At 61.5% G+C, this 25275-nt stretch carries 25 protein-coding genes; 16 read left to right on the top strand and 9 right to left on the bottom strand.

The window, feature by feature from the left end; genetic code table 11:
• Both HMPREF2943_RS06965 and HMPREF2943_RS06960 read right to left on the bottom strand, forming a co-directional pair.
• Entirely contained in the window at positions 1 to 1338 is a 1338-nt protein-coding gene (locus tag HMPREF2943_RS06965) for an aromatic amino acid transport family protein (protein ID WP_070711175.1), read from the bottom strand.
• Between the two features lie 12 nt (positions 1339 to 1350).
• Positions 1351 to 2997, bottom strand: coding sequence for a thiamine pyrophosphate-dependent enzyme (locus HMPREF2943_RS06960; protein ID WP_070711174.1), 1647 nt, complete (start codon positions 2995 to 2997; stop codon positions 1351 to 1353).
• A gap of 129 nt (positions 2998 to 3126) precedes the next feature.
• Here HMPREF2943_RS06960 and HMPREF2943_RS06955 point away from each other — a divergent pair, with 129 nt between their 5' ends.
• Both HMPREF2943_RS06955 and HMPREF2943_RS06950 read left to right on the top strand, forming a co-directional pair.
• A complete protein-coding gene (locus HMPREF2943_RS06955) occupies positions 3127 to 4008 on the top strand; it encodes a LysR family transcriptional regulator (protein WP_246817287.1) in 882 nt (293 codons plus the stop codon).
• A 181-nt stretch (positions 4009 to 4189) separates the two neighbouring features.
• Positions 4190 to 5140 carry a type IV toxin-antitoxin system AbiEi family antitoxin domain-containing protein gene (locus tag HMPREF2943_RS06950; protein ID WP_070644155.1) on the top strand — a complete coding sequence of 317 codons (951 nt, stop codon included), beginning with the start codon at positions 4190 to 4192 and terminating at the stop codon, positions 5138 to 5140.
• A 101-nt stretch (positions 5141 to 5241) separates the two neighbouring features.
• On the opposite strand, the gene HMPREF2943_RS06945 is transcribed toward HMPREF2943_RS06950, so the two are convergent.
• The 3 genes from HMPREF2943_RS06945 to HMPREF2943_RS06935 all read right to left on the bottom strand — a co-directional run bounded on the left by HMPREF2943_RS06945 (position 5242) and on the right by HMPREF2943_RS06935 (position 8437).
• The gene (locus HMPREF2943_RS06945) at positions 5242 to 5964 is read right to left on the bottom strand and encodes a sulfite exporter TauE/SafE family protein (protein WP_070711172.1); all 723 of its coding nucleotides are present in this window, start codon (positions 5962 to 5964) and stop codon (positions 5242 to 5244) included.
• Positions 5965 to 5988: 24 nt separating this feature from the next.
• The gene (locus HMPREF2943_RS06940; RefSeq protein ID WP_070446201.1) at positions 5989 to 6693 is read right to left on the bottom strand and encodes a TIGR03089 family protein; all 705 of its coding nucleotides are present in this window, start codon (positions 6691 to 6693) and stop codon (positions 5989 to 5991) included.
• Positions 6694 to 6784: 91 nt separating this feature from the next.
• Positions 6785 to 8437 (bottom strand): LCP family protein, encoded by a 1653-nt coding sequence (locus HMPREF2943_RS06935; protein WP_210399724.1) that lies wholly within the window; start codon positions 8435 to 8437, stop codon positions 6785 to 6787.
• 89 nt (positions 8438 to 8526) lie between these two features.
• Between HMPREF2943_RS06935 and HMPREF2943_RS06930 the strand changes: the two genes are divergently transcribed.
• The 3 genes from HMPREF2943_RS06930 to HMPREF2943_RS06920 all read left to right on the top strand — a co-directional run bounded on the left by HMPREF2943_RS06930 (position 8527) and on the right by HMPREF2943_RS06920 (position 11335).
• On the top strand, positions 8527 to 9402 hold the full coding sequence (locus HMPREF2943_RS06930; RefSeq protein WP_070446586.1) for a glycosyltransferase family 2 protein: 876 nt from the start codon (positions 8527 to 8529) through the stop codon (positions 9400 to 9402).
• 56 nt (positions 9403 to 9458) lie between these two features.
• Positions 9459 to 10553 (top strand): mannose-1-phosphate guanylyltransferase, encoded by a 1095-nt coding sequence (locus tag HMPREF2943_RS06925; protein ID WP_070446197.1) that lies wholly within the window; start codon positions 9459 to 9461, stop codon positions 10551 to 10553.
• Positions 10554 to 11086: 533 nt separating this feature from the next.
• Positions 11087 to 11335, top strand: a complete 249-nt coding sequence (locus HMPREF2943_RS06920) for a WhiB family transcriptional regulator (protein ID WP_005528147.1) — start codon at positions 11087 to 11089, stop codon at positions 11333 to 11335.
• 82 nt (positions 11336 to 11417) lie between these two features.
• Here the strand turns inward: HMPREF2943_RS06920 and HMPREF2943_RS06915 are convergent, their stop codons facing one another.
• Positions 11418 to 11888 (bottom strand): metallopeptidase family protein, encoded by a 471-nt coding sequence (locus HMPREF2943_RS06915; protein WP_070644146.1) that lies wholly within the window; start codon positions 11886 to 11888, stop codon positions 11418 to 11420.
• 93 nt (positions 11889 to 11981) lie between these two features.
• Between HMPREF2943_RS06915 and HMPREF2943_RS06910 the strand changes: the two genes are divergently transcribed.
• Entirely contained in the window at positions 11982 to 12425 is a 444-nt protein-coding gene (locus HMPREF2943_RS06910; protein WP_012714896.1) for a DUF3499 domain-containing protein, read from the top strand.
• A 67-nt stretch (positions 12426 to 12492) separates the two neighbouring features.
• A complete protein-coding gene (locus HMPREF2943_RS06905) occupies positions 12493 to 13860 on the top strand; it encodes a phosphomannomutase/phosphoglucomutase (RefSeq protein WP_070711170.1) in 1368 nt (455 codons plus the stop codon).
• Between the two features lie 139 nt (positions 13861 to 13999).
• Here HMPREF2943_RS06905 and HMPREF2943_RS06900 read toward each other — a convergent pair whose 3' ends face one another.
• A complete protein-coding gene (locus HMPREF2943_RS06900; RefSeq protein ID WP_070644138.1) occupies positions 14000 to 15352 on the bottom strand; it encodes an FAD-dependent oxidoreductase in 1353 nt (450 codons plus the stop codon).
• Between the two features lie 229 nt (positions 15353 to 15581).
• Here HMPREF2943_RS06900 and HMPREF2943_RS06895 point away from each other — a divergent pair, with 229 nt between their 5' ends.
• Genes HMPREF2943_RS06895 through HMPREF2943_RS06880 form a run of 4 tightly spaced genes read left to right on the top strand, consistent with a single transcriptional unit; the run spans position 15582 to position 19195 of the window.
• The gene (locus tag HMPREF2943_RS06895) at positions 15582 to 17252 is read left to right on the top strand and encodes a nitrite/sulfite reductase (RefSeq protein ID WP_070711169.1); all 1671 of its coding nucleotides are present in this window, start codon (positions 15582 to 15584) and stop codon (positions 17250 to 17252) included.
• Complete coding sequence (locus HMPREF2943_RS06890; RefSeq protein ID WP_070644136.1) at positions 17249 to 17503, top strand: hypothetical protein; 255 nt, start codon at positions 17249 to 17251, stop codon at positions 17501 to 17503. Before HMPREF2943_RS06895 ends, HMPREF2943_RS06890 begins: the two co-directional genes overlap by 4 nt.
• A gap of 11 nt (positions 17504 to 17514) precedes the next feature.
• Positions 17515 to 18207 carry a sirohydrochlorin chelatase gene (locus HMPREF2943_RS06885; RefSeq protein ID WP_070711168.1) on the top strand — a complete coding sequence of 231 codons (693 nt, stop codon included), beginning with the start codon at positions 17515 to 17517 and terminating at the stop codon, positions 18205 to 18207.
• A complete protein-coding gene (locus tag HMPREF2943_RS06880) occupies positions 18200 to 19195 on the top strand; it encodes a sulfite exporter TauE/SafE family protein (protein WP_070711167.1) in 996 nt (331 codons plus the stop codon). The genes HMPREF2943_RS06885 and HMPREF2943_RS06880 overlap by 8 nt, the downstream gene beginning before the upstream one ends.
• Positions 19196 to 19204: 9 nt before the next feature.
• On the opposite strand, the gene cobA is transcribed toward HMPREF2943_RS06880, so the two are convergent.
• On the bottom strand, positions 19205 to 19933 hold the full coding sequence (gene cobA / locus HMPREF2943_RS06875; RefSeq protein WP_070711166.1) for a uroporphyrinogen-III C-methyltransferase: 729 nt from the start codon (positions 19931 to 19933) through the stop codon (positions 19205 to 19207).
• Between the two features lie 29 nt (positions 19934 to 19962).
• On the opposite strand from cobA, the gene HMPREF2943_RS06870 reads away from it, so the two are divergent.
• Both HMPREF2943_RS06870 and manA read left to right on the top strand, forming a co-directional pair.
• Complete coding sequence (locus tag HMPREF2943_RS06870) at positions 19963 to 20916, top strand: exopolyphosphatase (RefSeq protein WP_246815736.1); 954 nt, start codon at positions 19963 to 19965, stop codon at positions 20914 to 20916.
• Between the two features lie 9 nt (positions 20917 to 20925).
• The gene (gene manA / locus HMPREF2943_RS06865) at positions 20926 to 22155 is read left to right on the top strand and encodes a mannose-6-phosphate isomerase, class I (RefSeq protein ID WP_070711165.1); all 1230 of its coding nucleotides are present in this window, start codon (positions 20926 to 20928) and stop codon (positions 22153 to 22155) included.
• Between the two features lie 92 nt (positions 22156 to 22247).
• Here the strand turns inward: manA and HMPREF2943_RS06860 are convergent, their stop codons facing one another.
• Positions 22248 to 23162, bottom strand: coding sequence for a DNA-directed RNA polymerase II (locus tag HMPREF2943_RS06860; RefSeq protein WP_070711164.1), 915 nt, complete (start codon positions 23160 to 23162; stop codon positions 22248 to 22250).
• A 373-nt stretch (positions 23163 to 23535) separates the two neighbouring features.
• Here HMPREF2943_RS06860 and HMPREF2943_RS06850 point away from each other — a divergent pair, with 373 nt between their 5' ends.
• Genes HMPREF2943_RS06850 through mtrA form a run of 3 tightly spaced genes read left to right on the top strand, consistent with a single transcriptional unit; the run spans position 23536 to position 25242 of the window.
• On the top strand, positions 23536 to 23889 hold the full coding sequence (locus tag HMPREF2943_RS06850) for a DUF4259 domain-containing protein (RefSeq protein WP_070446169.1): 354 nt from the start codon (positions 23536 to 23538) through the stop codon (positions 23887 to 23889).
• A 44-nt stretch (positions 23890 to 23933) separates the two neighbouring features.
• A complete protein-coding gene (locus HMPREF2943_RS06845) occupies positions 23934 to 24554 on the top strand; it encodes a dTMP kinase (protein WP_070644122.1) in 621 nt (206 codons plus the stop codon).
• Position 24555: 1 nt separating this feature from the next.
• Positions 24556 to 25242 carry an MtrAB system response regulator MtrA gene (gene mtrA / locus HMPREF2943_RS06840; protein WP_070446165.1) on the top strand — a complete coding sequence of 229 codons (687 nt, stop codon included), beginning with the start codon at positions 24556 to 24558 and terminating at the stop codon, positions 25240 to 25242.
• Positions 25243 to 25275 lie beyond the last annotated feature (33 nt).

The following is a 25275-nucleotide window of genomic DNA, read 5'->3' as shown; positions in this document are numbered from 1 at the left end:
CTAAATCATGTCCCAGATGGTCACGGCCATGATCAGCAGGCCCATGCCGAAGACGAAGTAGTTCCACGGGTCATTGCGGAATTGCTTGTACACGTCCAGTTTCTTGAACATGTACACCGGAACCAGATAGACGATGAACGCCACGAAGACACCGGAGACCACGGAAATCATCGAAATAATGGAGGGGTTAAAGATGGCAACTAGCGTGGTGCACACGAAGACGATGACATAGATGATGTTGAGCAGCGTGCGGTGTGAGACCTTTTCCGCCAGCTGTGGCGCGGCGTTCTTCAGCAGGTATTCCGTTCCCTCTTCGGTACCGAGCATGTGGCCGAAGTAGGAGGAAACGATGGCGCAGATGACCACGATGGGGGCCATGTAGGCCATGAACGGAGTGCCCGTGACGTTAGCGAAGTAGGAGAGCACCGGAATGTTTTGCTCGAGTGCCTCATTCATGCCGTCGGCGCCAAGTGCGAGGACGCAGGACCACACGAAGAACATGGTGAAGACGACGAGCAGGATGGCGGTGTAGAACTCCGTGCGGGAGACGCGCTTCTCGGTCTTCTCGCCGTACTGCGGCTGCATGTCGATGGCAAACTGCGAAAGCGCCGCCATGTGGGAGAAGGAGAAGACCAGTACCGGAAGGATGAGGAAGATGCCCTTGAGCATTTGGCCCCAGCCATCGGCACCATCGTCGAAATGGATGAAGCTGTGCAGGTCCCAGCGCGGAATGAGGTAGACGGAGGTGATAGCCAGGGCGATAATCAGCGGGTAGACCAGCACTTGGGCCAGCCAAATCATGGGTTTGCGGCCGATGGCGAAACCGCCGGTCATGATTCCGACGCAGATGGTGGCGAGTAGCCAGCGGTCGATGGAGGGCCCGCCAAGCTGGTTGACGATGAAACTATCCACCGCGTTGGTAATGGAGACACCGTAGATCAGGACGGTGGAAAAGACCGTGATCCAGTACAGCACCGCGAAGCCAATTCCTTGGCCTTTGCCCAGGTACTGCGAAACCAGCTCGAGGATGTCCTTGCCATGGTCCTCCTTGGGCGCGCCCGCAACGATGCGTGCATAGGTGCGGTGTGAAAAATACACCAGCGGAAGGATGAAGACCGTAGCGAAGACGAGCGGCCAGAAACCGAAACCGCCCGCATTGAGCGGAAGGAAGAGGATGCCCGCACCCACCGCGGTGCCGAAGAGCGTAATGATCCACGATGCGGTGGAGGCGGCGGGGCGCTGCTTGGCAGCGTCCCCCTCGCCCACACTGTGCACGCCCTCCTTCAGATCAGTGGTGGGCGGCGTGGATGGTGTTGGTGGAGTATTGGCAGAGCTCATGGTGAGCCTCCTCTATTCGATGGGCAGGGAGTGGTCCTGGTCGGTGATGACGTTGATGAGCGCCGGTACGCCGTCCTCGGTGATGGCGCGCAAGGCCCGGGCTACAGCCTCTTGTGCCTGCGAGTCATCGGTGACGAGCTCGCCATGCGCGCCGAAGCCGCGGGCGACGGCCGCGAAATCCGGGTTTATAAGCTGCGTGCCGGAGACGCGAGCAGGGAAGTGTTTCTTCTGGTGATCGCGGATGGTTCCGAACTCGCCATTGGACATGACGATGATGAGGAAGGGCGCGCCGTACTGCAGCGCGGTGGCCAGCTCTTGGCCGTTCATGAGGTATTCGCCGTCGCCAGCAATGGTGACCACAGTGCGCTCCGGGAACTGCAGTTTGGTGGCTACCGCGGCCGGGATGGAGTAGCCCATCGAGCCGTTGCGCACGCTGAACTGGGAGGGGTAGACCTGCGAGCGCAGGAACTGCTGGGCCCAGATGCAGTGGTTGCCGGCGCCGAAGGTGTAGATGGGATCCTGCGGCAGCTGCTCGTGGAGTGCTGCGAGGATGGCCTCCATGTGGGCGGTGCCGTCTTTTCCGGGGCGGTAGTTCGCTGGCTCGGGGAGGGTGGCGAAGTCGAGGTGGTTCGCGTGCGCGGTATCAAACCACTCGCCGCGCTTATCCTTGCCCTCGACGTTTAGGCGGCCCAGCGTGTTAGCGAAGGCCACGGGGCTTGCCACGATGTGTTCTAGCAGCGCCACCGAGTGCCCGCGCAGGCTGGTATCAGGATTGATCGCGATGTTGCGTGCCTGCGGAGACTGGCGCAGGGTGTAGCCGTCGGTGGGGACGTCACCCAGCACAGCTCCTACCTCGATGACCAGGGAGGCGTCCTCGAGTAGCTGCGCTGCGCGCGGATCACGGCCATATCCGAGCCAGCCGGCGTTGGCGGGGGAGTCGAAAGGCACGCGGTCAGCGGCGCGGAAGTCTTGAACGATCGGGATGCGGTGCTCTTCGGCGAAGCGAGTGATCCTCTCTGCGGCCTCCGGGGTCCAGCGCGGACCGCCGGCAAAAATGAGTGGACGCTCTGCGTGGCTCAGCTCGTGGGAGAGGAGGTCCAGGTGATCGTCGGAAAGCGCGCCCTCCGATACCGGGATGGGTGGGTGGATGCTACCGGTGAACTCCTGGTGGAGAACATCCTCCGGCAGGCCCACGATGACGGGACCGGGGCGACCCTGCTGGGCTTGGAAGAATGCCTCGGCCACAACGCGGGAGGCGCGCTCTGGATCATCGAGGACAAAGACCTGCTTGGCCTGGGTGCCGAACCAGGCCTTAGGGTCGAATTCCTGGAAGGACTCGCGGTCGCGGTCGGAGGTGGGGATGAGACCCACGAAGAGGACGAGCGGGGTGGCGTCCTGCCAAGCGGTGTGGATGCCCACGTAGGCGTTGGCCGCCCCGGGGCCGCGGGTGACCATGGCGACGCCCGGCTGGCCGGTGGCTTTGCCGTGGGCTTCAGCCATGTAGGTGGCACCGCCTTCGTGCCGGGTGACGATGGCCTTCACAGGGGAATCGTAGAGGCCGTCGAGCACGGGAAGGAAGCTTTCGCCGGGCACGAGGAATGCGCGGGTGACGTTGTGCGCGGCGAGGGATTCGGCAATGGCGGCGCCGACGTGTGACATGGAAACCTCCCTGAAGTAGTTGTGTTGGTGGTCTCATTATTCTTTGGTGATGTCATGTTGTCTAATGTCTAAAAAGCTGGAAAGCCAAACCCTCAGGGCATGGTTGGTGGTAAAAGTAGGGAAATGGACATGGTGAAGGCCAAATATTTCCTTGCGGTTGTGGATTCCGGCACGGTGACTGCTGCTGCGGAACGCCTTGGAATAACTCAGCCGGCGCTGAGTCGGCAGCTTAGGCGCTTTGAGAAAGAACTGGACCTGGAGCTCTTCGTGCGGGCTGGTTCCTCGCTAGCGCTCAGCGATGCGGCGCATGCCCTCATCCCGACTTGCCGCCGCCTCCTCGCGGAATCCGCGCGCGCCGGGCAGGCGGTGGAGGCACTTCGGGCGGGCAGTGTCCCGGCGTTGCGTGTGGCGGCTACGCCAACGACGATTTCGACGCTTCTCGCTCCTTTTATTGAGGCCGCTGGCTCAACTATCCCTCTGCTCACCACGACCCCGGTCATGCACTATGACGTTTTCGACGCGCTGGAAGGAACCGCCGACGTGGTGATTGCCACCATCCCACCGGGCAATGATGTGGTCTCCTTGCCGCTGGGCACGATTCCGGTGCGTGCCTGGGTGCCGCCGACGCATCCCTTAGCACTGGAGTGCGCGGGTTCGACAAGCGTGGAGGTCGAGCGCTTGCTGCAAGAGAATGTGGCGCTGCCCTCGCGGCGAAGTGTGTCTCGCGGGGTGGTGGATTCCTTCGTGGGCACGGCTGGCTACGCCTTAGGCTCGCACGTGGAGTGCGATGATACGGCAACGTTATGCGCCTTGGCGCGTGCTGGGCGAGCCGTAGCGCTCATGACGGAGCTGCAACCAGTGCGGCTGGTGGGCTTCGACGTGGTCGATGGTGAGCGCGCTCTGGCAGGGGTACCGCTGGTCGCGGCCTGGTCCCCGGGACACTATGCGGGGGAAGAGATTGCGCAGATTGCCCAACGGTTCCGCAGTTTTATTGAGGGGTCGCTTCGCTAGGGCGTTTTCTTGGCGCTGGGCGCTTCGCGCGCCTAGTTTCGCAGTCGACAAAACTGCCCCAGTTGCCAAAGATCTGGCCAGATCTTGAGGCGGAGACAATAACTTTGGCGAGTAGGGCGGTTGCGCAGCACACAGCGGCGTGCCGTGTTACCTTGGAGCCTAACTTTCCGGGGGGAATGACATGAAACATGGCATTGTGTGCGGCCTATCTAAAGGTGCGCTTGCAACTCGCGTGCGCCGAGGAGAGATTACGCGACTTGCCAAGGGGCTTTATGTCTGGGGCAGGCCCGAGCCATTAGAACTATTAAAGCTATTACAGGAGCACAGGCCATTCCTTAAGGCGACAGGAACAACGGCTGCCCAGGTGCTTCTTGGCGAGACCGTGACTTTTCCACTGCGGCTCGCCAGTGTGGAGAGAATGCCGACATCAACCTTTTATGTGCACTCGCGGGTGAGCGTCGAGAGTTTCGTTACCTCGTCTGGGATCCGGGTCCTTAATCCTCTTGTCGCCATGAAATCTGTTAGTCCTGAACTGGGGATTCGCGTGTTTGAGTCCATCTACTCCTCGAAGGCCGGACGCGCCCGACTGGATAGTCACCGCGAAGCACTCAATGTCACCCCTGTTGCAAGCCAACGAATGCTAGAGCAGGCCGCGTTGTTCACGGATTCTGGTGCGGAGGTGAAAGTAGCCAAGGGGCTGAAAAGGCGTGGGCTCAAGGTCGAGTGCAACGTTGTTATCGGCCACTACACCTGGGACATCGTGCTCCCAGAGCTCAAAGTTGCGGTAGAAATCAACGGGATGAAATTCCATTCCCAGCAAGAGTCATGGTTGCGGGACCATTGGAAGAACAATGAGGGCGCACTGATTGGGTGGCTAACGCTGCGCTATACAGGTCATTGCGTGGCGCATCATCTGGACTATGTCATTGACCAGATAGCTAATGCCAGGAATCCGGACTTTGAGAAGCGTTACTTCAAGTTCATCGGTTTCTGGCACGAGGGAGTGTTGCCGCCCAAGCCGAAACCGTGGGAATACAGCGAGCACTTGGGGTATGTGCCGCCTGTGCCGCCGGAACCACCCGACTATCCAGAACCGCCCGACTTCCCGGAGCCACCCGACTGCCCTAGGTGACGAAGTTATTGCCAGATCTTGAGTCAGAGGCGAAAACTTTGGCAGGACGGGCAGTGTGGGGCATGTTCCTGGCAGTTGTGCCCGGCAGCATACGGCTGACGCTAGGCAGCAACCAGCCCCTCAACGATGAGCGCCAGGGCCGCGCTGATAGCCACGACGAGGACGATGCGGTTGAGCACCTTGGCGTTGATGAAACGGTTGAGGTAGCTGGCGGCGATGAGGCCCACGATGGCTACCGGCAGGTAAGCCGCGGCAGCGGTGAGCTGCAGGCTGGTGATTTGCCCGCTTAAGCCCAAGATCGCCAGCGAGATGGTGCAGCCGATGATGAAGGTACCCGACAGGGTGCCGCGTATGCGGGCTGGGTCATAGCCCTTGAGTACCAGCGCCATGGGCGGGCCGCCGATGGAGGTGGATGTTCCCAGGAACCCAGAGGCAACGCCTGCCACCGCAATGTTGGTGGTGGTGCGCTTGGGGGACCAGCCGAGGCTGGACAAAGTCATGGCAAAGATGACCGCGCAGCCGATGAATAGGGAGAGCCCGCGGTGGGAGAGGGAAGCAATGGCCCACGCGCCGAGCAGGGATCCGGGTATTCGCGCGATGGAGGAGATGGCCACGATGTCCCAGGACACCGCCGAGCGCGCTTTGAGCATCGTCGTGGTGGAAATGACGAAGGCCAGCAAGAGAATGAGCGTGGGAACCAGCTCCGGTTTGATCAGCGCCAAGATGGGGGTGGCGATGGTGCCCAGCCCAAATCCGATGGTGCCCTGGCAGATTGTCCCCACGAGGATGAGCACGCCGATAAAGATGTAGAGCCAGCTGAACATTGCTCTACTATCTCATGAAGGCTTTTAGGAGCGGACGGTGACCTTCTCGTTGTCTGCGATTTCCTGCAAACGGTCGGCTGAGCACAGGCCCGCCACGATGACGGCGGAGCCGCCCGCGGCCAGCGGTTCGAGCACTGCACGCTGGAAGGAAGCGGTGTCCGTCCAGCCCTGTGAAAGCACGCGCTCAGCGCCCAAATCCGTGGGGAAAAGCTCCGGCAGTGGGGTCGTGGTGCCATAGAAGTGATCACCATAGAAGCGCACGGTGGGGCCGAAGTCGATGGTGCCCAGCGGCAGCTCGCCGCCGCTTTCGACAACGCCGCGGCCAAAAGGATCCTGCGTGACTAGCACCGTATCGACCAGTGGGGCTGACGCAGAGTCGGCGCCCGCCGCAGCCTTGAGATAGGTCTCCGGGGAGGTGAAAACCACGGCGATATCGTCGGCGTGCGGTTCTGTAGCAACCGCACCATTCTTAATGTCGAAGGGGACTCCGGCGGCGAGCGCCCCAAGCGCAATGACGGCAGCCTGCCAGGACACCGGAAGGTCAATGAGGATGCGAGAATCCGTGTCTGGTTCGAGGTCGAGCTCTTCCAACAGCATGTTGGCAATCTTGGAGGTCCAGTTCTCCAGCGTTTGCGCCGAGAAGTCCATGCGGGTGCCGTCAGTTTCGTTATAAACACTGAGCCGGGGAGCAGAGGCATCGGCGGACAGGAGATGCTGTAGGAGTTCCATGTCCGCCCATCGTAGGTGGCAGGCGCTCAGCCCGCCACGAACGACCGGTGACTAGGCCCTTGAGTCTACTGCGAGTTCACCTCGCAGCAGACTAGTTCACGCAGCGCGGGCCATCGCCGCCAGCGTCGATCTCAGGCGAAACCTCCGCGGTACCGAAATCATCGCCCGGGGTACCAACCTGCTGAGTGTCGCCACCCTGGCTGGGCTCCGCAGCAGCCTCTTCTTCCTGCGCGGAGTCATCCTTCGGGCCGGAGTAATCATCAGTAGCCACCACGATGAAGGTATCCGGCTCGAGCTCTTCGTTGGCCGTGACTGGCAGTCCGCCGAGCTGCTCAGCCAGGGCCCGGGCGCGCTCATCGTTAGCATCCGCGGCCACAATCTGGGACTCGGTATACAGGCCCGACTGCGCATTGGCCGTGCGCTCAACTGTGTAGCCCACGTTCTTCAGCCACGCGCCGATTCCGCCGGCCATTCCGTCGACGTTGCCGGCGTTCAAGACGTGCAGGTTGAGGTTTTCAGCCACGGGCTTCTCGCCGTTGTCGCCGCCCTCGTCCGAGGCGGCATCCTCAGACTTTTCTTCTTCCTCGGCTTCTTCTTGGGACTTGGCCAAATCTTCCATGAAGCGGTGGACCTCTGCGGTATCGATGGTCACCACCGATTCGCCATAGTCACCCACGCCGGTAATTGAGGTCACCGGGATCGTCGTAAAGGTCACGTTGCCGCCGGCCAGCCCGGCCAGCTGGGTGACGAAGCCCATGATGTCCCAACCGTCATCGATGACCACGGAGCGCTCCACGGCATCGGCAATCTTGTTGAGTTTGCCAGGGGAGGTCAGCGTGTCCGAGTCCAGTACCTTCGAGGTCAGCGATGCCATGTAGGCCTGCTGGCGCACGATGCGGTCAAGGTCACCGCGCGGGAGATCATAGCGCTGGCGCACGAAGGAGAGGCCCTCGGATCCCTGCAAGGTTTGGCGCCCGGCCGGGAACTTGGCGCCCGACATCGGATCATCGACGGCGTCGTTGAGGCAGACGTCGACGCCCCCGACGGCGTCGGTAAGCAGCACGAAGCCCAGCAATCCCACCTCAGCGTAGTGATCAACGCTGACATCAGTGAGTTGGTGCACCATCGAAATGAGGCCAGAACGGCCGGCCTCCGTGCTTTCCTTCTCAATCTCCTTGTCCGTATGAGGTGCCTTTTTGCCCGCTGCTTCAGCCTCCGCGTTGTCCTGCTGCAGCTCCTCCATCTTGGCTACCTTGTGTTGCGCAAAGACTGCGTTGATCTTCGTGTTTCCGAAGTCTTCGTCGTGGACATAGGTATCGCGCGGAATGGATACTGCCGTGGCGCGCGAGCCATCGTTGGGAATACGGATCACCATGATGGTGTCCGTGTTTTCCTCACCTTCGTCCACGCCGGCATGCAGATCTGCCAGCTCCTGTTCGGAAAGCGGATTCCCCTTGGCATCGGTGCGGGAGTCCTTACCCACGAGCAAGATATCGACCGCGCCATCGAGACTGCTGTCCTTGAAACCACCCTGGTTACCCAGCGCCAGGTTGGAGGCGGAGGAAATATCATTTCCCAGTTTTCCCACGGTGAAGTAGCCCACGCCGGAGAGCACCAGGACGACAGCAGACAGGAACGCGACGACGGCCTTCACCGGCGTCGATCCTCGTTGAGCGGTGGGCGCGGACTGCGAGGGCGCGGCCTGGATATGGCGGGCGGCGCGCGGGGAGTTCGGGGAAGTCACGGGACTAGTTTAGGTGAGCTCGCTGCAAAAACGTGAAGCAGTGTCGCGGGCGCGTGCGCGCACTGGCGTTGGGTACGCTCAAATTTATCGTGAAGAATATACAGAAACCCCTGGCCGTGGTCACCGTGACCTTTTCTCCTGGCCGTTACCTCAGCGATTTCTTGTCCTCGCTGCGCTTGGCGACGTCCCGTCCAACCCTCACCATCCTCGCCGATAACGGCTCGACCGATGGGGTGCCGGAAGCTGCCGCGCGGGAGCACGCGGACGTGGAATTCCTCGATACCGGGGGAAACCTCGGTTATGGCGCCGGAATGAATGCCGGCGCGCGTTTCGCTCGGGCGAAGGGCGTCGATGAAGAGTTCTTTCTCATTGCTAACCCGGACGTGACGTTTAGCGAAGGTTCTCTGGATGAGCTGATCGCGTGTGCGCGCCGCCACCCAGATGCCGCGGCGGTGGGGCCGCGCATCGTGGAGCCGGATGGTAGCAACTATCCCTCTGCTCGCGCGGTGCCGACGTTGCTGACGGGTGTTGGCCATGCGCTCTTTGGCACAATCTGGCCTTCCAATCCGTGGTCGCGCGCCTACCGCGATGATGCCGACATGGACAGCGAGCGCCCGGCCGGCTGGCTATCCGGCTCCTGTCTGTTGGTGCGCTGGGAGGCTTTTGAGCAGATTGGCGGCTTTGATGAGCGTTACTTCATGTATTTGGAGGACGTGGACTTAGGTGACCGCTTTGTCCGCGCCGGCTGGCGCAATATCTTCTGCCCCACGGCGGTGATTACCCACGCCAAGGGCCATTCGACGCAGGCCCATCGCGGCGCGATGCTGCGTGCCCACCATGACTCCGCCTATCGCTTCCAAGCGGATAGGCACCCGTACTGGTACCAAGCGCCACTGCGCGCGGCTTTGTGGCTGGGGTTGCGGGTGCGCGGGCTGGTTTTAAGCGCGTGCCGCGACGGCTCCTAGGGCTGGGGCGCTTATACACTAACGGTGACTTATCTGAAAAGAGATTAAGGAACGATATGACTGAATCAGCGCCCCAGTGGGGATCGACGGCCGATGCCGTCATTCTGGTGGGAGGTCGCGGCACCCGTCTGCGCCCGCTGACGATTGGCACGCCGAAGCCGATGTTGCCCACGGCCAACTACCCATTCCTTCAGCACTTGCTTGCTCGTATCAAGGAAGCAGGAATCGAGCACGTGGTGCTTTCTACTTCCTATAAGGCGGAGGTCTTTGAGGAGTACTTCGGGGACGGCTCCGAGTTGGGCTTGGAGATTGAGTACGTGGTGGAGGAGACCGCTCTGGGCACTGGTGGCGGTATCCGCAATGTCTATGACAAGTTGCGCCAGGATACGGTCATGGTGTTCAACGGTGACGTTTTGTCCGGAATGGATCTGAACGGCATCCTCGATACGCATCACTCCAAGGATGCGGATGTGACGATGCACCTGCTCAACGTTGCTGATCCTCGCGCTTTTGGTTGTGTTCCGACGGATTCTGAGGGCCGGGTGACGGCCTTTTTGGAGAAGACTGAGGATCCGCCGACGAACCAGATTAATGCTGGCTGCTACGTGTTCAAGAAGGATGTTATCGAGACTATCCCGGCAGGCCGCGTGGTTTCTGTAGAGCGTGAGACCTTCCCGCAGCTGCTAGAGTCCGGCCGCTTGGTGGTTGGACACGTGGACAACTCCTACTGGCGCGATATGGGCCGTCCGGATGATTTCGTCCGCGGTTCCTCTGATCTGGTGCGCGGTATTGCGCATTCGCCGTTGTTGGTGGGCCGCACGGGTGAGTCCGTGGTGGATGAGTCCGCGGGTATTGCCGGTGGCGTGCTCCTTCTGTCTGGTACGGCGGTGGGCCGCGGTTCCGTCATTGGGGCGGGTTCGCGTTTGGATGGCACGGTGGTCTTTGATGGCGTGACCATTGAGCCGGGTGCCATCATCAATAACTCCATCATTGCCTCGGGTGCGCACATCGGCGCCAACGCGCATATCGATGGCTGCGTTATCGGTGAAGGCGCCACTATTGGCGCGCGCTGCGAACTGCAGGGCGGCATGCGCGTCTTCCCTGGTGTGAGCATTCCGGACGCGGGCGTGCGTTTTAGTTCCGACGCCTAAGTGCTGCCGCGCAGTGGAATAAAGCGATAGGAAAGCGCGGAGAGCAGGGGGTGTCTCTCGGCGCTTTCCTTTTTTGTGTATGAGTAACGGCACCGAAGGCTAAGCGATACACGTGGCCGTGACTCGTGGTTTTCGTGGTGCGAATGAGATCCATGTGTTTTGCCGGACTGGGTGGCGACACGCCGAAGAAACCTTGGAATTGTTCACAGGATAGGGGGAGGGTACTACATGTAGTACCCCCGACGATTACCCCCCGGCTAGGAGATCTGTGACTGATGTGAAAGTTGGGGACTCTGTACAGCGTTTTCGCTGGAGCTGCGCAAAAATCTTCCGCGACAGGTTGACGATATTTAGTGATTCGGTGTGAAATGACATCAGTGTAATAAACGGCACGGCGGGCGCGGCACCGAAAAATCTTTTCGGTGTAGGGTCGGTGCCACCGAATTAAGAGAGAAACGACCTCGGAGAAAGGAAGCAGCGTGGACAATACAACGAATAACGGCGCTATTCTCCGTGGCGGTGCTGCTGCAGAGATGTCGCTCGATGAACTCTTTGGTGCTGTCGAGCAGGAGTGGCAAGACCAGGCGCTGTGCGCCCAAACGGACCCGGAAGCATTCTTTCCCGAAAAGGGAGGATCTACCCGCGAGGCTAAGCGTATCTGCCAGGCCTGTGCGGTGCGTGATGAATGCCTCGAGTATGCCCTGGAGCATGATGAGCGCTTCGGAATCTGGGGTGGACTGTCAGACCGTGAGCGTCGCCGCCTCAAGCGTGAAATTGGTTAAGGCGTAGCGAAAATAGCAGCGCATAATCATTGCTTCTCCCTTGTTTTAGGCTTAGTGCCCATCGCAAGGGGGAGCAGTGGTTTTACCAGGTAAAGCGCGGATCAATATCTCCTGGATCGACATTGAGATAATGTGCCACCAGCGCGGTGAGCACTGTGGACAGTAGTTCTTCGCGCTCCTGGGCAGAATGCACACGCTCCTCCACGGGCATGCGGAAGATGACCAACCGTGCGCGTGTGGGCTGCCCATCGGAATCGACCCCTGCGGGGACAATGCGTCCGAGCGGAACCGGGCCATCGGCGATGATTTCATCCGGCATCACGGTCATATCCACGGATAGGCGCATTCGGGGCACGGTATCGACCGCGAGATCGAGCCCGGTGAGCTGTTCCGCGAAAGCATTGTGGATGGGTGCGTAGGCCTCCAGCACGGCCATGTCGAAGCGCTCAGCGCTGCTGCGATAGCGCGGTGTGTTGTGGGGGAGCAGGGGTCCGCGTGCACCGCGGCCATGGCGGTGGCGGGCCGGGCGAATATGCGGGCGGGGCGTGCTCATGCGGCTTAGTTTAAGCCGCCCGGAACAGGGCTTGCGGCGAGACGCGCCGCGCTGGACTATCTAAATCTCAAGTTAGGGTTTAGACTTGGGCCCGTGAATAGCTCTCGCCATTGCTCCCGCCCCGGCTGCGGCCGTCCCGCCGTGGCGACGTTGACCTATGCTTACGCGCAGCAAACCGCCGTCGTGGGCCCACTGTCTGAAGAAACCGATCCCCACGCCTGGGACCTGTGCGAAAAGCACAGCGCCCGCATCACCGCCCCGCAAGGTTGGGAGATGGTGCGCGTTGACCGCATCGAGCTTGATGAGGATGATGACCTCACTGCGCTCGCCGAAGCCGTCCGGGAGGCCGGGCGCGTGACCACTGGCCTGGTTGATGATTCCACGGCTGGTTCCGGTGCCGATCCCATTGACTACTCCGCTACCTTCGACGGCGCCGATCCGCGTAACTCCAACCACCCTGTGTTCCGCACCCGCCGAGTGCACGATGCCCGCCAGCGCCGCCGCGCTCACCTGACTGTGGTGCCGGACGCAGAGTAGCCATTCGGGCGCTTTCTAGCCCGTCGGACGCAGATCACCGCGTCCGACGGGGGTATGCTTGTGGGCTATGCGAACTCGTGAACAGCTCAATGCAGTGATCAAGGCCTATGACGTCCGTGGTGTCGTGGGCGAGGACATCGATGAGAACCTCGTGCGTGATACTGGTGCGGCCTTTGCCGCGATTCTCCGTGGGGAAGGGGAGAGCACCGTGGCGGTGGGCCATGACATGCGTCCTTCCTCCCCGCAGCTGGCCGCTGCTTTCGCGGAGGGCGCTGCTGCGCAGGGCCTCGATGTTATCCATCTCGGTCTGACGTCTACCGATGAGCTGTACTTTGCCGCCGGCCACCTGAACTGCGCGGGCGCTATGTTTACCGCCTCCCACAACCCGGCGAAGTACAACGGCATCAAGCTGTGCCGCGCGGGTGCTGTTCCGGTGGGCCAGGAGACAGGTCTGGAGCAGATCAAGGACATGCTGATCGACGGCATCCCGGCCTTCGACGGCGAGCCGGGCACCGTCACTGAGCGTGAGGTTCTTCCGGATTATGCGGCATTCCTTCGCGGCTTGGTGCCGCTGGAGAACTCCCGCCCACTGGTCGTGGCTGTCGACGCCGCGAACGGCATGGGTGGACACACCGTCCCGGCGGTCTTTGAGGGGCTGCCTTTCGACGTGTGTGACCTCTACTTCGAGCTGGACGGCACCTTCCCCAACCACGAGGCGAACCCGCTAGATCCGAAGAACCTGGTGGACCTGCAGAAGTTCACCGTTGAGCAGAAGGCGGATATCGGCCTGGCTTTTGATGGCGATGCGGATCGCTGCTTCGTGGTGGATGAGAAGGGCCAGCCGGTGCCGCCGTCTGCTATTTGTGCACTGGTGGCGGAGCGCTACTTGGACAAGTTCCCAGGCTCCACGGTCATCCACAACCTGATTACGTCGAAGACGGTTCCGGAGCTCATCGCGGAGAAGGGCGGCAAGGCCGTGCGCACCCGCGTGGGCCACTCCTTCATTAAGGCCCAGATGGCCAAGGAGAAGGCGGTCTTTGGTGGTGAGCACTCCGCTCACTACTACTTCCAGGAATTCTGGAATGCGGACTCCGGCATGCTCGCGGCCATGCACGTGCTGGCAGCCCTGGGTGAGCAGGACAAGCCGCTGAGCGAGCTGATGGCCCAGTATTCGCGCTACGAAGCCTCGGGAGAGATTAACTCCACCGTGGAGGATCAGAAGGCAACGACCCAGCGCGTGCTGAATGAGCTGGCGGACAAGATTGAGTCCGTCGACGAGCTCGATGGCGTGACCGTACAGCTCAAGGGCACTGACGCCTGGTTCAACGTCCGCGCCTCCAACACCGAGCCGCTGCTGCGCCTCAACGTCGAAGCCAAGACTGCCGACGAGGTGCAGGCCATCGTCGACGAGGTCCTCGGCATCATCCGCGCCTAGCGTGTGAAGGCACGTGCCTTCACACGAAGGCCTCGAGCCTTGAGACGAAAACTGCCCTATCTGACGATTTTCCCCGCGTTCATTGCGGCGGGAGCGATAACGTCGTCAGATAGGGCAGTTTTAATTGGGACGAGCCGGCTTAGTCGCGCGAGTGGTTGACCATCTCTTCCCACTCGACAAACTTCTTGCGCTCGCGACCCTCGGCCTCACCCAGGGCGCGCTCGGCGGCGTCAAGCTTCTTCCAGCCCTCCCAGGTCAGGTGCTCCAGGCCCTTGGACTTGAAGAGCTCGACGATGTCCTCGTCACGGGAGTGGGAGAGGTTGCCCGCTTCGGCGTCGGCAAGCAGCATGCCGATGGTCTCCGTGGCATCGGACTTGGTGTTGCCGATGAGCCCCACCGGGCCGCGCTTGATCCAGCCGGTGGTGTAGAGGCCCGGGACGATATCGCCGTCGAGGTCAACCACGTGGCCGCCGTCGTTGTTGATGACGTTCTTCTGCTTATTGAAGGGAACGCCCTCGATGGCATCGGAGCGGTAGCCCACGGCCAGGTACACGGCCTGTACCGGCCACTCGGTGAACTTGCCGGTGCCGGAGACAGAACCATCGCCGTTGAGTGCGGTGCGCTCGGTCTTCACAGCGGTAACCTTGCCGTTTTCACCGATGAACTCCACCGGCTGCTCGAAGAGGTGGATCTGTAGGGTGTGCGGGGCATCCTTCGGCTCACGGATGGCGTAGCCTTCCAGAGTCTGGCACACCAGGTCGCAGGACTTGGCCTCTTCGCGGGCCTTGAGGGAGGCTTCGTCGTAGTCGATATCCTCCGGGTCCACCACCACGTTGATGGTCGGGGAGTGGTCGAGCTCCTTGAGCTCCAGCGGGGTGAACTTGGCCTGCGCCGGGCCGCGGCGGCCGAAGACGCGGACGGTGGTGGCCTGGTTCTTGGCCAGGGACTCATAGACGTTGTCGGGAATCTCGGTGGATTCCTTGAGCTCATCGCCGGTCTTGGCCAGGATGCGGGCGACGTCGAGGCCCACGTTGCCCACGCCGATCACGGCGACGTCGGTAGCGGAGAGATCCCAGGAACGCTCGAAGCGTGGGTTGCCGTCGTAGAAGCCAACGAATTCGCCGGCGCCGTGGACGCCCTCGAGATCGGAGCCGGGGATCTGCATGCCCAAGTCGCCGACTGCGCCGGTGGCGAAGACGATGGCGTCGTAGTACTCCTCGAGTTCGGAGACGGTGACATCGCGGCCCACGTTGATGTTGGACAAAAGGCGGATCTGTTCGGTGTCGAGCACTCGGTGCAGGGAGTTAACGATTCCCTTAATGCGCGGGTGGTCCGGAGCCACGCCGTAGCGGATGAGCCCGAAGGGGGCGGGCATCTGCTCGATGAGATCGATCTGAACGTTGCCGCCGGTTTTCTTCACCAGGATGTCGGAGGCGTAGATGCCGGCTGGGCCGGCGCCGATGACGGCTACTTTCAGGGGCTGCTGGGTCATGATGGCCTTTCGGAATGTTGTAGTAACTAACGAAAGCTTAGGTCTAAACAAGCGTGGGTTTCATTGAACCGGCTTGTCTGCTGGAGGGCAACTGGGCCTAATTACATTCGGAGAACATTGTGGCATAAACCCAGCGTGCTTTGCATATTCGGGAGAAAATAAAAAAGACCGCTTTGTCTGTTATTGCTAGACCGGTAGGTTTTCACTAACCGACGAAAGGCAGCAAATTATGACCACCGCCACACAGCGAAAGCCACGTGCGAAGAAACCGGAAGGCCAGTGGAAGATTGACGGCACCGCGCCGCTGAACTCCGACGAGGAAATCAAGCAGGCCGACGACGCCCTAGCAGTGCGTCAGCGCGTTATCGATATCTACTCCAAGCAAGGATTTTCCTCGATTCCCGCAGAGGACCTTGCCCCACGTTTCAAGTGGTTGGGTCTATATACCCAGCGCAACCAGAACCTAGGCGGGGAGATGACATCCAAGCTCAGCAACGCCGAGCTACAGGACGAGTACTTCATGATGCGCGTGCGCTTCGACGGCGGCCGCGCGGATCCCGCCAAGCTGCGGGCGGTGGGAGAGATTTCGCGCGATTATGCGCGCTCCACCGCGGACTTTACGGACCGCCAGAACATCCAGCTGCATTGGATTCATATTGAAGATGTCCCCGCCATCTGGGAGAAACTGCGCTCTGTGGGGCTGGATACCTTGTTGGGCTGCGGCGACGTGCCCCGCGTCATTCTTGGCTCACCGGTAGCGGGGGTGGCTGCCGACGAAATTATCGACGCCACCCCAGCCATCGAGGAGATTAAGAATGATTACCTCTTGCGCGATGAATTCCATAACCTTCCGCGTAAATTCAAGTCCGCCATCTCCGGCAACGTGCGTCAGGACGTGACCCACGAGATCCAGGACGTTGCCTTCGTGGGTACGGAGCATCCGGAGTACGGCCCGGGCTTCGATTGCTTCGTGGGCGGAGGACTGTCCACGAACCCGATGCTCTCGCAATCCCTCAGCGCGTGGATTCCGCTCGAGCGCGTGCCGGAGGTATGGGCCGGTGTGGCGCGTATCTTCCGCGACTATGGCTTCCGTCGCAACCGCAACCGCGCGCGTCTGAAGTTCCTGGTGGCGCAGTGGGGCATTGAGAAGTTCCGCAAGGTACTGGAGGAGGAATACCTCGACGCGCCGCTTCTCGACGGCCTCCCGCTACCCGTCGCTCCCGGCAACCGCGATCACGTGGGCGTGCACCGCCAGCAGGACGGCAAGTTCTACGTCGGCGTGAAACCCACCGTGGGGCATGCCACTGGCGAGCAGCTCATTGCCATCGCCGACGTGGCCGAGAAATTCGGCATCAGCCGCATTCGCACGACACCGATGAAGGAGCTGCTTTTCCTCGACGTGGAAGAAGAGGACATTCCCGCGCTTTCGCGCGCCTTGGATGAGACGGGCCTATACTCCCAGCCCTCGGAGTTCCGCCGCGGCGTCATCTCCTGCACCGGCCTGGAGTTTTGTAAGCTCGCGCACGTGACCACCAAGGCCCGCGCCATCGAGCTCGTCGACATCTTGGAAGATACCCTCGGTGACCTCGACGTCCCGCTATCTGTCGCCCTCAACGGCTGCCCCAACGCCTGTGCGCGTTCGCAGGTAGCGGATATCGGGCTCAAGGGACAGATCGTGACGGATGCCGATGGCAACCGCGTTGAAGGTTTCCAGGTCCACCTTGGCGGCGCCCTCGGGCTATCTCCGGACTGGGGCAGAAAGCTGCGTGGGCACAAGGTGGTGGCGGATGAGGTTCCGGACTATGTCATTCGCTTGGTCAACAAGTACAAGGAACAGCGCGAAGACGGCGAACAGTTCCGCCACTGGGTCTTGCGCGCGGACGAGGAGGACCTGCAGTGAATTTTCGCCGTCAGCCTAACCCCAACCGCAATCACCCAGCCTTTTGCCCCTACTGCGCCGGGACAAACCTTTTTCCAGATGAGGAAGATGATTTTGCCTGGAAGTGCGAAGAGTGCCTCCGCATCTTTTCCGTACGCTTCCACGGCCAAGACGATGCCCCCGTAGCGCCCGCGCCGGCGGTCTCCTCCGCGGAGGCGCTGCAGCGCTCTCTCGCTCGCCGCGGCCATTCCACCGCGAAAACTCAGAATTAAGGAAACCCACCATGACCGCCCCGACCGCTACCACGGCATTACTAACCTTGTCACACGGCTCACGCCACCCTGAGGCTGCAGCGAACGTTATGGCCCTGACCCACGCCGCTGGCGAATTGGCCGGTGTGCCGGCCACCGCCGCACACTTAGAATTCAATAACCCGCCACTTGATGAGGCGGCGCGCTGCCTAGCAGCGCAAGGAATACGCGAGGCGGTCGTTGTGCCATTGCTCTTTACCGAGGGCTACCACCAGCGCATCGACGTTCCTGAAGCTGTGGCCCAGGCTTCTGCGGCATCTGGGGTGCGCCTTCACCAAGCCCGTGGACTCGGTACCGGTGAGGACATGGCGCGTCTGCTGGCAGAGCGAGTTCCAGAGGGAACAGATACCGTTGTGCTCTATTCTGTCGGCTCCTCCGATGAGCGTGCCAACGCCGCCGTTGCTGGTCTAGCGCGTCGTGTCGGTGAGCTTGCCGGTTGCACAGCGAAGGTTGCCTATGCCACGCGCGGTGCGCGCCAGCCCGTTGACTCGGGCGGAGAACAGGAGGTCGTCGTGCCACTCTTTGTGAGCCCTGGCCTGCTTTTAGATCGCCTCGACGAGGATGCAGGGCGCAGCGATGGGGAGACTCGGCAGATTCTCCCTCCGCTGGGTGAGGCACTCGCCGGCATTGTTTCCCACCGTTATGCGGAGGTGGCCCATGCGTAGCCTCATTCTCATCGCGGTTGCGGGTGCCGCCGCGCAGCTTGTCGACGGTGGCATCGGCATGGGCTTCGGCGTCACCTCCACCACCATCCTGCTGCTAGCTGGCTTGGGACCCGCGACGGCCTCCGCCGTGGTGCACGCCTCGGAGCTGGGTACCACCTTGGTCTCCGGAATTAGCCACTGGCGTTTTGGCAACGTGCACTGGCCTACGGTGCTCAAGCTCGGTGTGCCGGGAGGCCTGTCAGCCTTCATCGGAGCGACGGTTCTGTCTAACCTTTCTCTCGAAGCTGCCGCGCCCGTAACGTCTGCGATTCTCGTGGTCCTAGGCATCAACCTCGTCTGGCGCTTCTCGCGCCCACGGAGCCGCACATCGCAGGAAACTCGACAGCACTCCACTCCTCTTCTCGCGGGGCTCGGCGTGGTGGGAGGCTTTGTCGATGCTTCAGGCGGCGGTGGCTGGGGCCCGATTTCCACCTCGACGCTCATGGCGGTCGGCCGTGAGCAGCCGCGGCGCATCGTCGGCACGGTCAACACTGCAGAATTCCTCGTTACTTTTGGTGCCACGGCGGGCTTCATCGTTGGCCTCTGGGAGGAGATCGTGGCTAACGCTGCCGCGGTTGTAGCGTTGCTTATCGGCGGGGTGATTACCGCACCGATTGCAGCCTGGCTCATCTCGCGCATCAACCCCACGCTCCTTGGGGGATTCGTGAGCACGGCTATCGTGACGCTCAACATTCCTAGGGCCCTAGGGTGGGCGCTGGCGCATCAGCAGATCCTTCTTTTGCAGGTCGCTGCGCTGGTCCTCGGAGTTGCTCTCACGGTCTGGGCGAATCAATGCCGGGCTCGATCCGCGCAGGGCGCGGAGGGGGATAGCACTTCGCAGCAGCGCACCGGCAGCCGCGTCGTTGAAACAGCGGAGCCGACCGGCCGCGAGGGCGCCCATGCAGGAAGCTCCGCGGATTCGGAGGACGAGCGCGTCGGAGTTGAGTAGAACTTGGCGCTAGAGCCCGGCAACCTCACCGATGACGATGACCGCCGGGGGAGCCACCGAGTTCTCTTCCATCGTGGCCCCTAGCTCAGCCAACTCGCACTGGAATGCTCGCTCGCCATCGAGGGAGCCTTCCTGAATGATGCGCACGGGGGTGTGGGGCGACAGGGAGGCGTCGATCAGCGCAGCAGCGATGGCAGCCGCGTTCTTGACACCCATGATGACGGACAACGTAGCCCCAGATTGCGCCAGGGCTGCCCAATCCACCAAAGACTTGGGATGGCCTGGCGGCAGGTGCCCGGAGACCACCGTGAAGGCATGAACGACGCCACGGTGCGTCACCGGCGTCCCCGCCAGTGCGGGCACCGCGACCGCCGAGGTCACCCCGGGGATCACTTCCGCCGGGATGCCCGCTTCCGCAAGCGCAGTGAGTTCTTCGAAACCACGTCCAAACACATAAGGATCCCCACCCTTGAGGCGGACCACGCGGCGCCCCTGGCGAGCGTTGTCAACCAGAATCTCGTTGATGCGCTCCTGGGCCACCTGGGCGCGGTAGGGGATCTTGGAGACGTCGATAAGCTCCTTGGTGCCTATATCGCACAGCTTATCCAGCTGGGCGGTAGGGCCGAGGTGATCTGCCACGATGACCTCGGCCTCCTGCAGCGCCCGCATGCCACGCACGGTGATGAGATCCCACGCGCCAGGGCCGCCGCCGACAAGGACTACCGGATGAATGCTCATGGACACTAATCCTAGCTATGCTCGGGCCTATGACTTCCTATGACCCCGAAACCGTGGGCTTCTTTGACATTGCCCACGAAGGCGCCCAGGCGCGCGTGGTGGCTGCATCCGTGCCGGAGCTTGCTCGCGTGCTGGGCGGACTCCGCCCGCGCAGCGTCGTCATCCTTGCCGCCGACCAAGTTTCTCGCGCTGCCGCTCACGTTGCTGTGGGCCTAGCTGAGCCCGCTGAAGTCCCCATCATGGTCAGCGAGTCACTACCGCGCTTTACCGGTGCCCTCGATGTCGTGGTGGTGGTGGGGGATAGCCCGTGGGTGGAGCGCGCGCTGCATACTGCTGCGCGCCGGGGTGCCACGACAGTCCTTCTCAATGAGATCGACGACGCCCCCGAGGACACCATCGTCATTGACAACCTACCCACCGCCGAAGGGATCTCCCCGGTGCGCGTGATTACAGCTGTGCACGCGGTGTACGCGGTGCTGAGCGAAGACCCAGTTCTCGTTTCCCGCCGTGTGGAGGACGTCGCCGATGCAGTGGACCGTGAGCTGGAAGCACTATCCCCGCAACGTGACTCCACGACGAACCCTGGGCGCGCGTTGCGTGAATTCGTAGAGGGCGGGCGAGTCATCCACAGCTGTGGGCCCGATCCTTATGCGTTGTCGGAGGAGCGCACGCGCGTGCACCTTGACGCGCTTGTTGCCCGTATGGCCGGTGCGCTGTGGGCAGCCCACGGACTGGGAGGGACCGTTGTTGATGCGGAAGGCTTAGGGCCGATTCTGCAGACAGACCCGACTGACATCTTCTACGACCCGTTTGAAGCGGACGAGCCTTTGGTACCCTTGAAAATTGTTTTATGGGGACAGGAAGAGGCGAACCTTCCCCACTCTTTCGCAGCAGCGAGCGCCGACACCTCCTGTGGGGAATTGGCCCGCGCGCTGCAGCTGATTACGCGCAGTTATGCCGCGACCGCCTACGACGTGAAATAAAGGATTTCAATGAAGTTGCTCACCAGCGCTGCCCGCAATTATTCGTGGGGTTCGCGTACGCTTATCCCGACGCTGCTCGGCGAGCCGGAAGCCCACAGCCCGGTAGCAGAGCTGTGGTTCGGTGCGCATCCGGCTGACCCTTCAACGATTGGGGAGGAGAAGCTGGATGAGATCATCGCGGCCGACCCCCAAGGACAGCTGGGACAGCGGGTGGCTGACAAGTATGGTGCCGGCCTGCCCTTCTTGCTGAAGATTCTGGCAGCCGCCGAACCGCTATCGCTGCAGGCGCATCCTTCGAAACAGCAGGCCGAGGAAGGCTTTGCCCGCGAGAACGCGGCGGGAATCGATCTCACGGCAGCTAATCGCAACTACAAGGATGACAACCACAAGCCGGAACTCATCGTGGCGCTCACCGAGTTTTACGCCATGGCGGGATTCCGCCCCCTTGCGCAGACCCGCAGCCTCTTCGCGGCTTTGGAATGCGAAGAACTAGCGCACTATGAAGGCATGCTTGATGCGGATCCAGCCGCCGAAGGCGATAGTCTCCGCGCGCTGTTTACCACCTGGATTACGATCCCTGGCCCCAAGCGCAAGGAACTGATCAGTGCGGTGGTGGCTGCTGGTGAGCGACTGCGCAGCACCCAGGCAAGTGAGCCGTGGATGACCACCGTGATGGGTACCGTGGCCAAGCTCAATGAACAGTACCCAGGTGATATCGGCGTTCTGGGAGCGCTTCTGCTCAACCACATTGTCCTGCAGCCGGGTGAGGCGATTTACCTCGACGCCGGGCAGCTGCATGCCTATGTCTCCGGCTTAGGCGTAGAGATCATGGCCAACTCCGATAACGTGCTACGCGGCGGATTGACCCCGAAGTTCGTTGACGTTCCTGAACTGGTCAAGGTCCTCACCTACGAGGCGGCTGAAGACCCGCGAGTGGAGTTAGTGGATGCCTCCGAAACCGGAAACGTGAAGGGCGCGAAGGCATGGTCCTATCCGGTACCGATTGAGGAATTCCTGCTGGACCGTGTAGAGCTTTCCGGCGAGGAGAGCGTCGATGTCGACAGCGATGGCCCGATGATTCTGCTGTGTACCTCCGGCGCAGCTGCGTTGAGCAACGCGGAGGCAGAGAGCCTCAACTTAAGCGCGGGCCACGCTGCGTGGCTCCCTGCCAACGACCCTGTTGCTACCGTCCGCGCTGCCGGCGCCGAGGGTGCTGAGGTATTCATCGCCCGCGTCTAAGCCCATGGCGTGCGGCCAGCCTTAAAACTGCGCAGCTGCCCAGGCTTTGTGTGCGCCTGGGCAGCTGTGAGGGGATTTAAGTGTGAGAGAATTTAAGCCGACTCTGTGATCGCCGGTCCGGGAGTTGGCTCGGGGGAGCTTTCAGCTGGAGCAGTGGCGGTGGGGGTTGCTGCAGAAGGTTCCTCGGCGACGGGGGTATCATCCGTCGGTGCCGCTGGGGTGGGAGCCTCGTTGCTTCGATGAGTCTCGGCGTCACGCCCCGGAGCTTTCGCGCCATCGCCGACTAGTGGGGCGGTTCCTTCCCACGGTTTCTTGCCTGCTTCGCGGGGTTCTGCGGGGGTCTCAGCATCAGGTGCGGGAGCTTCGTGGGTGAACCCAGCTGGCCGCGGATTGAAGGACTCAGGGGAGTCAGAAGGTTCTTCAGGCTGTGGCTGCCCGGAGGACTGCGGGCCAGCGTGGTGGTCCTCCGTTGGGCTCTCTTGTGGAACGATCGTCGGTGACTCCGGTGTGGTCGGCGGCTGCGTCGGTTCTGAGCTCGGCTGAGGAGAGCCCGGTACTGGCGACCCAGGGGCCGTCGTAGCGGAACCTTCAGATGGCGGCGCAGTGGGCGCCGTGCTGAGCGGCGCCTGCGGGTACTGCGTGTTCGGCGTTACCTGCGGCTGCTGGTTCTGCAGCGAGGAGACATTATCAGGGCGGTAGACAGCCGTGGGCGCAGCCGGTTCCGTGCGGTTCACCACGGCATTCGGTGCCAAGTACGGATCCTCCGCGGGTGCGGCAACCTGAGTCTGGGACTGCTTGGAGCGCGTCGAGGTCGGGGAGGCCGTGGTGGTGTAGGAGTGCGTTGCCGAAGATGACGTGGCCGGAGCGCTTGAGGCAGCGGTGGCGGCGGAGGGCTTGGATACCACGGAATCCGGCGCGCTCATGCGCCAAACTGCGATGCCAACGGCGACGGCGCACAGGAGGCCTGCCACGACGAAAGCCACAATGCGGCGAGGGGTGCTCGTCATGCGGGGCGCTCTCCTTCCTACTTAAATTGCTGCGCAAAAGCCTGCTCAAATGTCACAAGACGGTAACAACGATAACACGAAACTGAGGATAGTAAATGGGCTGGGCAATAATCCCCACGCGCTTCTTATGCGAGCCGGTCTTCGGTGCGCTGTAGAAGGAGAGAGAAATGTGAAAGAGGAAGGAAAGGTAGATAGCTAGTGCCGTAATAAAACGGGCCCGCGGGAGCAAGCCTTGCATACGTGCGCCTAAAGAATGGTAGAACTTGGATTAGATAGCGGCTGCGCGGCGTGCCCCCGCCTGCGAATCCGCACCGGCCCACCGTGGATATAAGAACACAGACCCCTAATTCACCAGAGCATAAAGGAGAAAACAATGAGCTCATGGGATGAAGACATCTTCGCTGACGAGGCCAACGTCGACTTCTTGGATGAACTGGCTGATCTAGAGGATGAAGAGATCGTTGCTGCGGTCGATGATGCCTGCGCGCTTGCGGCTTCAGGTGAGGCGCAGACTGAAGAGGAGCAGCGCAACGCCCTAGCGGCGGCCACGATTGCTGCCATCTGGGCAGGTGCTCCGTTCAGTGCCGGGGAGGTCGTTGAGGACTACCCCTTCATCCGGGATCTCGCCGGCTCCGGCAGCGAGAACCTGAACGAAAACGCGCTCGAGCTGATCGAAGGTGTGGAAGAGGACTATGACCTTGAGCCCTTCATTGAGGCTCTGTCGTAGAGCCAGCTTTCCTAGAAACAGCTCGAGCACCAGATACACCAAGCATGCTGATCAGTATTGAAGGAATTGACGGCGCGGGTAAGAACACCATCACCCAGCGCTTGCGGGAAGAACTAGCCTGCGATGTCGAAGTCTTAAGCTTCCCGCGCTACGAAGACTCCATCCATGCCCAGCTCGCGCAGGAGGCGCTCTACGGGCGTATGGGTGACCTCACCGATTCGATCTACGGGATGGCCACGCTCTTTGCGCTGGATCGGCGGGGCGCCAAGGAACAGCTCCTCACCGCCGCTGCGTCCTCGGACTCTCTGCTCATTCTGGACCGCTATGTGGCCTCCAACGCCGCGTACTCTTCCGCGCGGGTGGGAGGGGAGCTCATTGTTGATTGGATTTATGAGCTCGAATTCGAGCGCTTCGGCCTGCCGGTGCCGCAACTGCAGGTCTTTTTGGATACCGACGTAGCCCTTGCCGGCCAGCGTGCCGTGGCCCGTGCAGCAGAGGATGAGGGACGCAACCGCGACCGCTATGAACGCGATGCCGCTCTGCAGTCACGCACGGCGGCTGCCTACCGTCGGTTGGCGGAGCAGCAGTGGGCAGGGCGGTGGATCGCCACCGCGGATGCCGATATGATTATCCAAGCTGTCAAGGAGCTTGTAGGAGAACAATAACGTGGCACCGAAAATCTTGGTCGTGGATGATGATCCGGCGATTGCCGAAATGCTTACCATCGTGCTCGAGGCGGAAGGGCTGGAACCTATTGCCGTCAACGATGGTAATGAGGCCATCCCGGCCTTCCGCGAGCATGACCCCGATCTGATCCTGTTGGATCTCATGCTTCCGGGCATGAACGGCGTTGATATCTGCCGTGCCATCCGTACCGAGTCCTCGGTGCCTATCGTGATGCTCACCGCAAAGACCGATACCGTCGATGTGGTCCTTGGCCTCGAATCGGGGGCGGATGACTACATCACCAAACCCTTCAAGCCGAAAGAGCTCATCGCCCGTATCCGTGCGCGCCTGCGCCGGATTGACGGGGGTACGAGCGAAATAATTGAGGTAGGGGACCTGCTTATCGACGTCCCCGAGCACACCGTCACCCGTAAGGGAGGCGAGGAGATCTCGCTGACCCCGCTAGAGTTCGACCTCCTGCTGGAGATGGCTCGAAAGCCCGGACAGGTGCACACCCGCGAGGCGTTGCTCGAATCCGTCTGGGGTTACCGCCACGCTTCCGATACTCGCTTGGTCAACGTGCATGTTCAGCGCCTGCGCGCAAAGATCGAGCACGACCCAGAAGATCCACACATCGTGCTCACGGTGCGCGGTGTGGGATACAAGACTGGAAAAATCGCCGAGTAAAGGACTACCGCTATTTTTGGTTGGTTAAGGCGA

It is taken from the genome of Corynebacterium sp. HMSC072D12 (genome assembly GCF_001813925.1).
Classification (GTDB): domain Bacteria; phylum Actinomycetota; class Actinomycetes; order Mycobacteriales; family Mycobacteriaceae; genus Corynebacterium; species Corynebacterium aurimucosum.
Note: the sequence above shows the minus strand (reverse complement) of the source record. Positions and strands in the feature narration are given on the sequence as shown.

Coding starts and splice junctions, on each gene's coding strand:
- HMPREF2943_RS06965 (WP_070711175.1), bottom strand. CDS start 1,338: ATGAGCTCTGCCAATACTCCACCAACACCATCCACGCCGCCCACCACT.
- HMPREF2943_RS06960 (WP_070711174.1), bottom strand. CDS start 2,997: ATGTCACACGTCGGCGCCGCCATTGCCGAATCCCTCGCCGCGCACAAC.
- HMPREF2943_RS06955 (WP_246817287.1), top strand. CDS start 3,127: ATGGTGAAGGCCAAATATTTCCTTGCGGTTGTGGATTCCGGCACGGTG.
- HMPREF2943_RS06950 (WP_070644155.1), top strand. CDS start 4,190: ATGAAACATGGCATTGTGTGCGGCCTATCTAAAGGTGCGCTTGCAACT.
- HMPREF2943_RS06945 (WP_070711172.1), bottom strand. CDS start 5,964: ATGTTCAGCTGGCTCTACATCTTTATCGGCGTGCTCATCCTCGTGGGG.
- HMPREF2943_RS06940 (WP_070446201.1), bottom strand. CDS start 6,693: ATGGAACTCCTACAGCATCTCCTGTCCGCCGATGCCTCTGCTCCCCGG.
- HMPREF2943_RS06925 (WP_070446197.1), top strand. CDS start 9,459: ATGACTGAATCAGCGCCCCAGTGGGGATCGACGGCCGATGCCGTCATT.
- HMPREF2943_RS06920 (WP_005528147.1), top strand. CDS start 11,087: ATGTCGCTCGATGAACTCTTTGGTGCTGTCGAGCAGGAGTGGCAAGAC.
- HMPREF2943_RS06915 (WP_070644146.1), bottom strand. CDS start 11,888: ATGAGCACGCCCCGCCCGCATATTCGCCCGGCCCGCCACCGCCATGGC.
- HMPREF2943_RS06905 (WP_070711170.1), top strand. CDS start 12,493: ATGCGAACTCGTGAACAGCTCAATGCAGTGATCAAGGCCTATGACGTC.
- HMPREF2943_RS06900 (WP_070644138.1), bottom strand. CDS start 15,352: ATGACCCAGCAGCCCCTGAAAGTAGCCGTCATCGGCGCCGGCCCAGCC.
- HMPREF2943_RS06895 (WP_070711169.1), top strand. CDS start 15,582: ATGACCACCGCCACACAGCGAAAGCCACGTGCGAAGAAACCGGAAGGC.
- HMPREF2943_RS06885 (WP_070711168.1), top strand. CDS start 17,515: ATGACCGCCCCGACCGCTACCACGGCATTACTAACCTTGTCACACGGC.
- HMPREF2943_RS06880 (WP_070711167.1), top strand. CDS start 18,200: ATGCGTAGCCTCATTCTCATCGCGGTTGCGGGTGCCGCCGCGCAGCTT.
- cobA (WP_070711166.1), bottom strand. CDS start 19,933: ATGAGCATTCATCCGGTAGTCCTTGTCGGCGGCGGCCCTGGCGCGTGG.
- HMPREF2943_RS06870 (WP_246815736.1), top strand. CDS start 19,963: ATGACTTCCTATGACCCCGAAACCGTGGGCTTCTTTGACATTGCCCAC.
- manA (WP_070711165.1), top strand. CDS start 20,926: ATGAAGTTGCTCACCAGCGCTGCCCGCAATTATTCGTGGGGTTCGCGT.
- HMPREF2943_RS06860 (WP_070711164.1), bottom strand. CDS start 23,162: ATGACGAGCACCCCTCGCCGCATTGTGGCTTTCGTCGTGGCAGGCCTC.
- HMPREF2943_RS06850 (WP_070446169.1), top strand. CDS start 23,536: ATGAGCTCATGGGATGAAGACATCTTCGCTGACGAGGCCAACGTCGAC.
- HMPREF2943_RS06845 (WP_070644122.1), top strand. CDS start 23,934: ATGCTGATCAGTATTGAAGGAATTGACGGCGCGGGTAAGAACACCATC.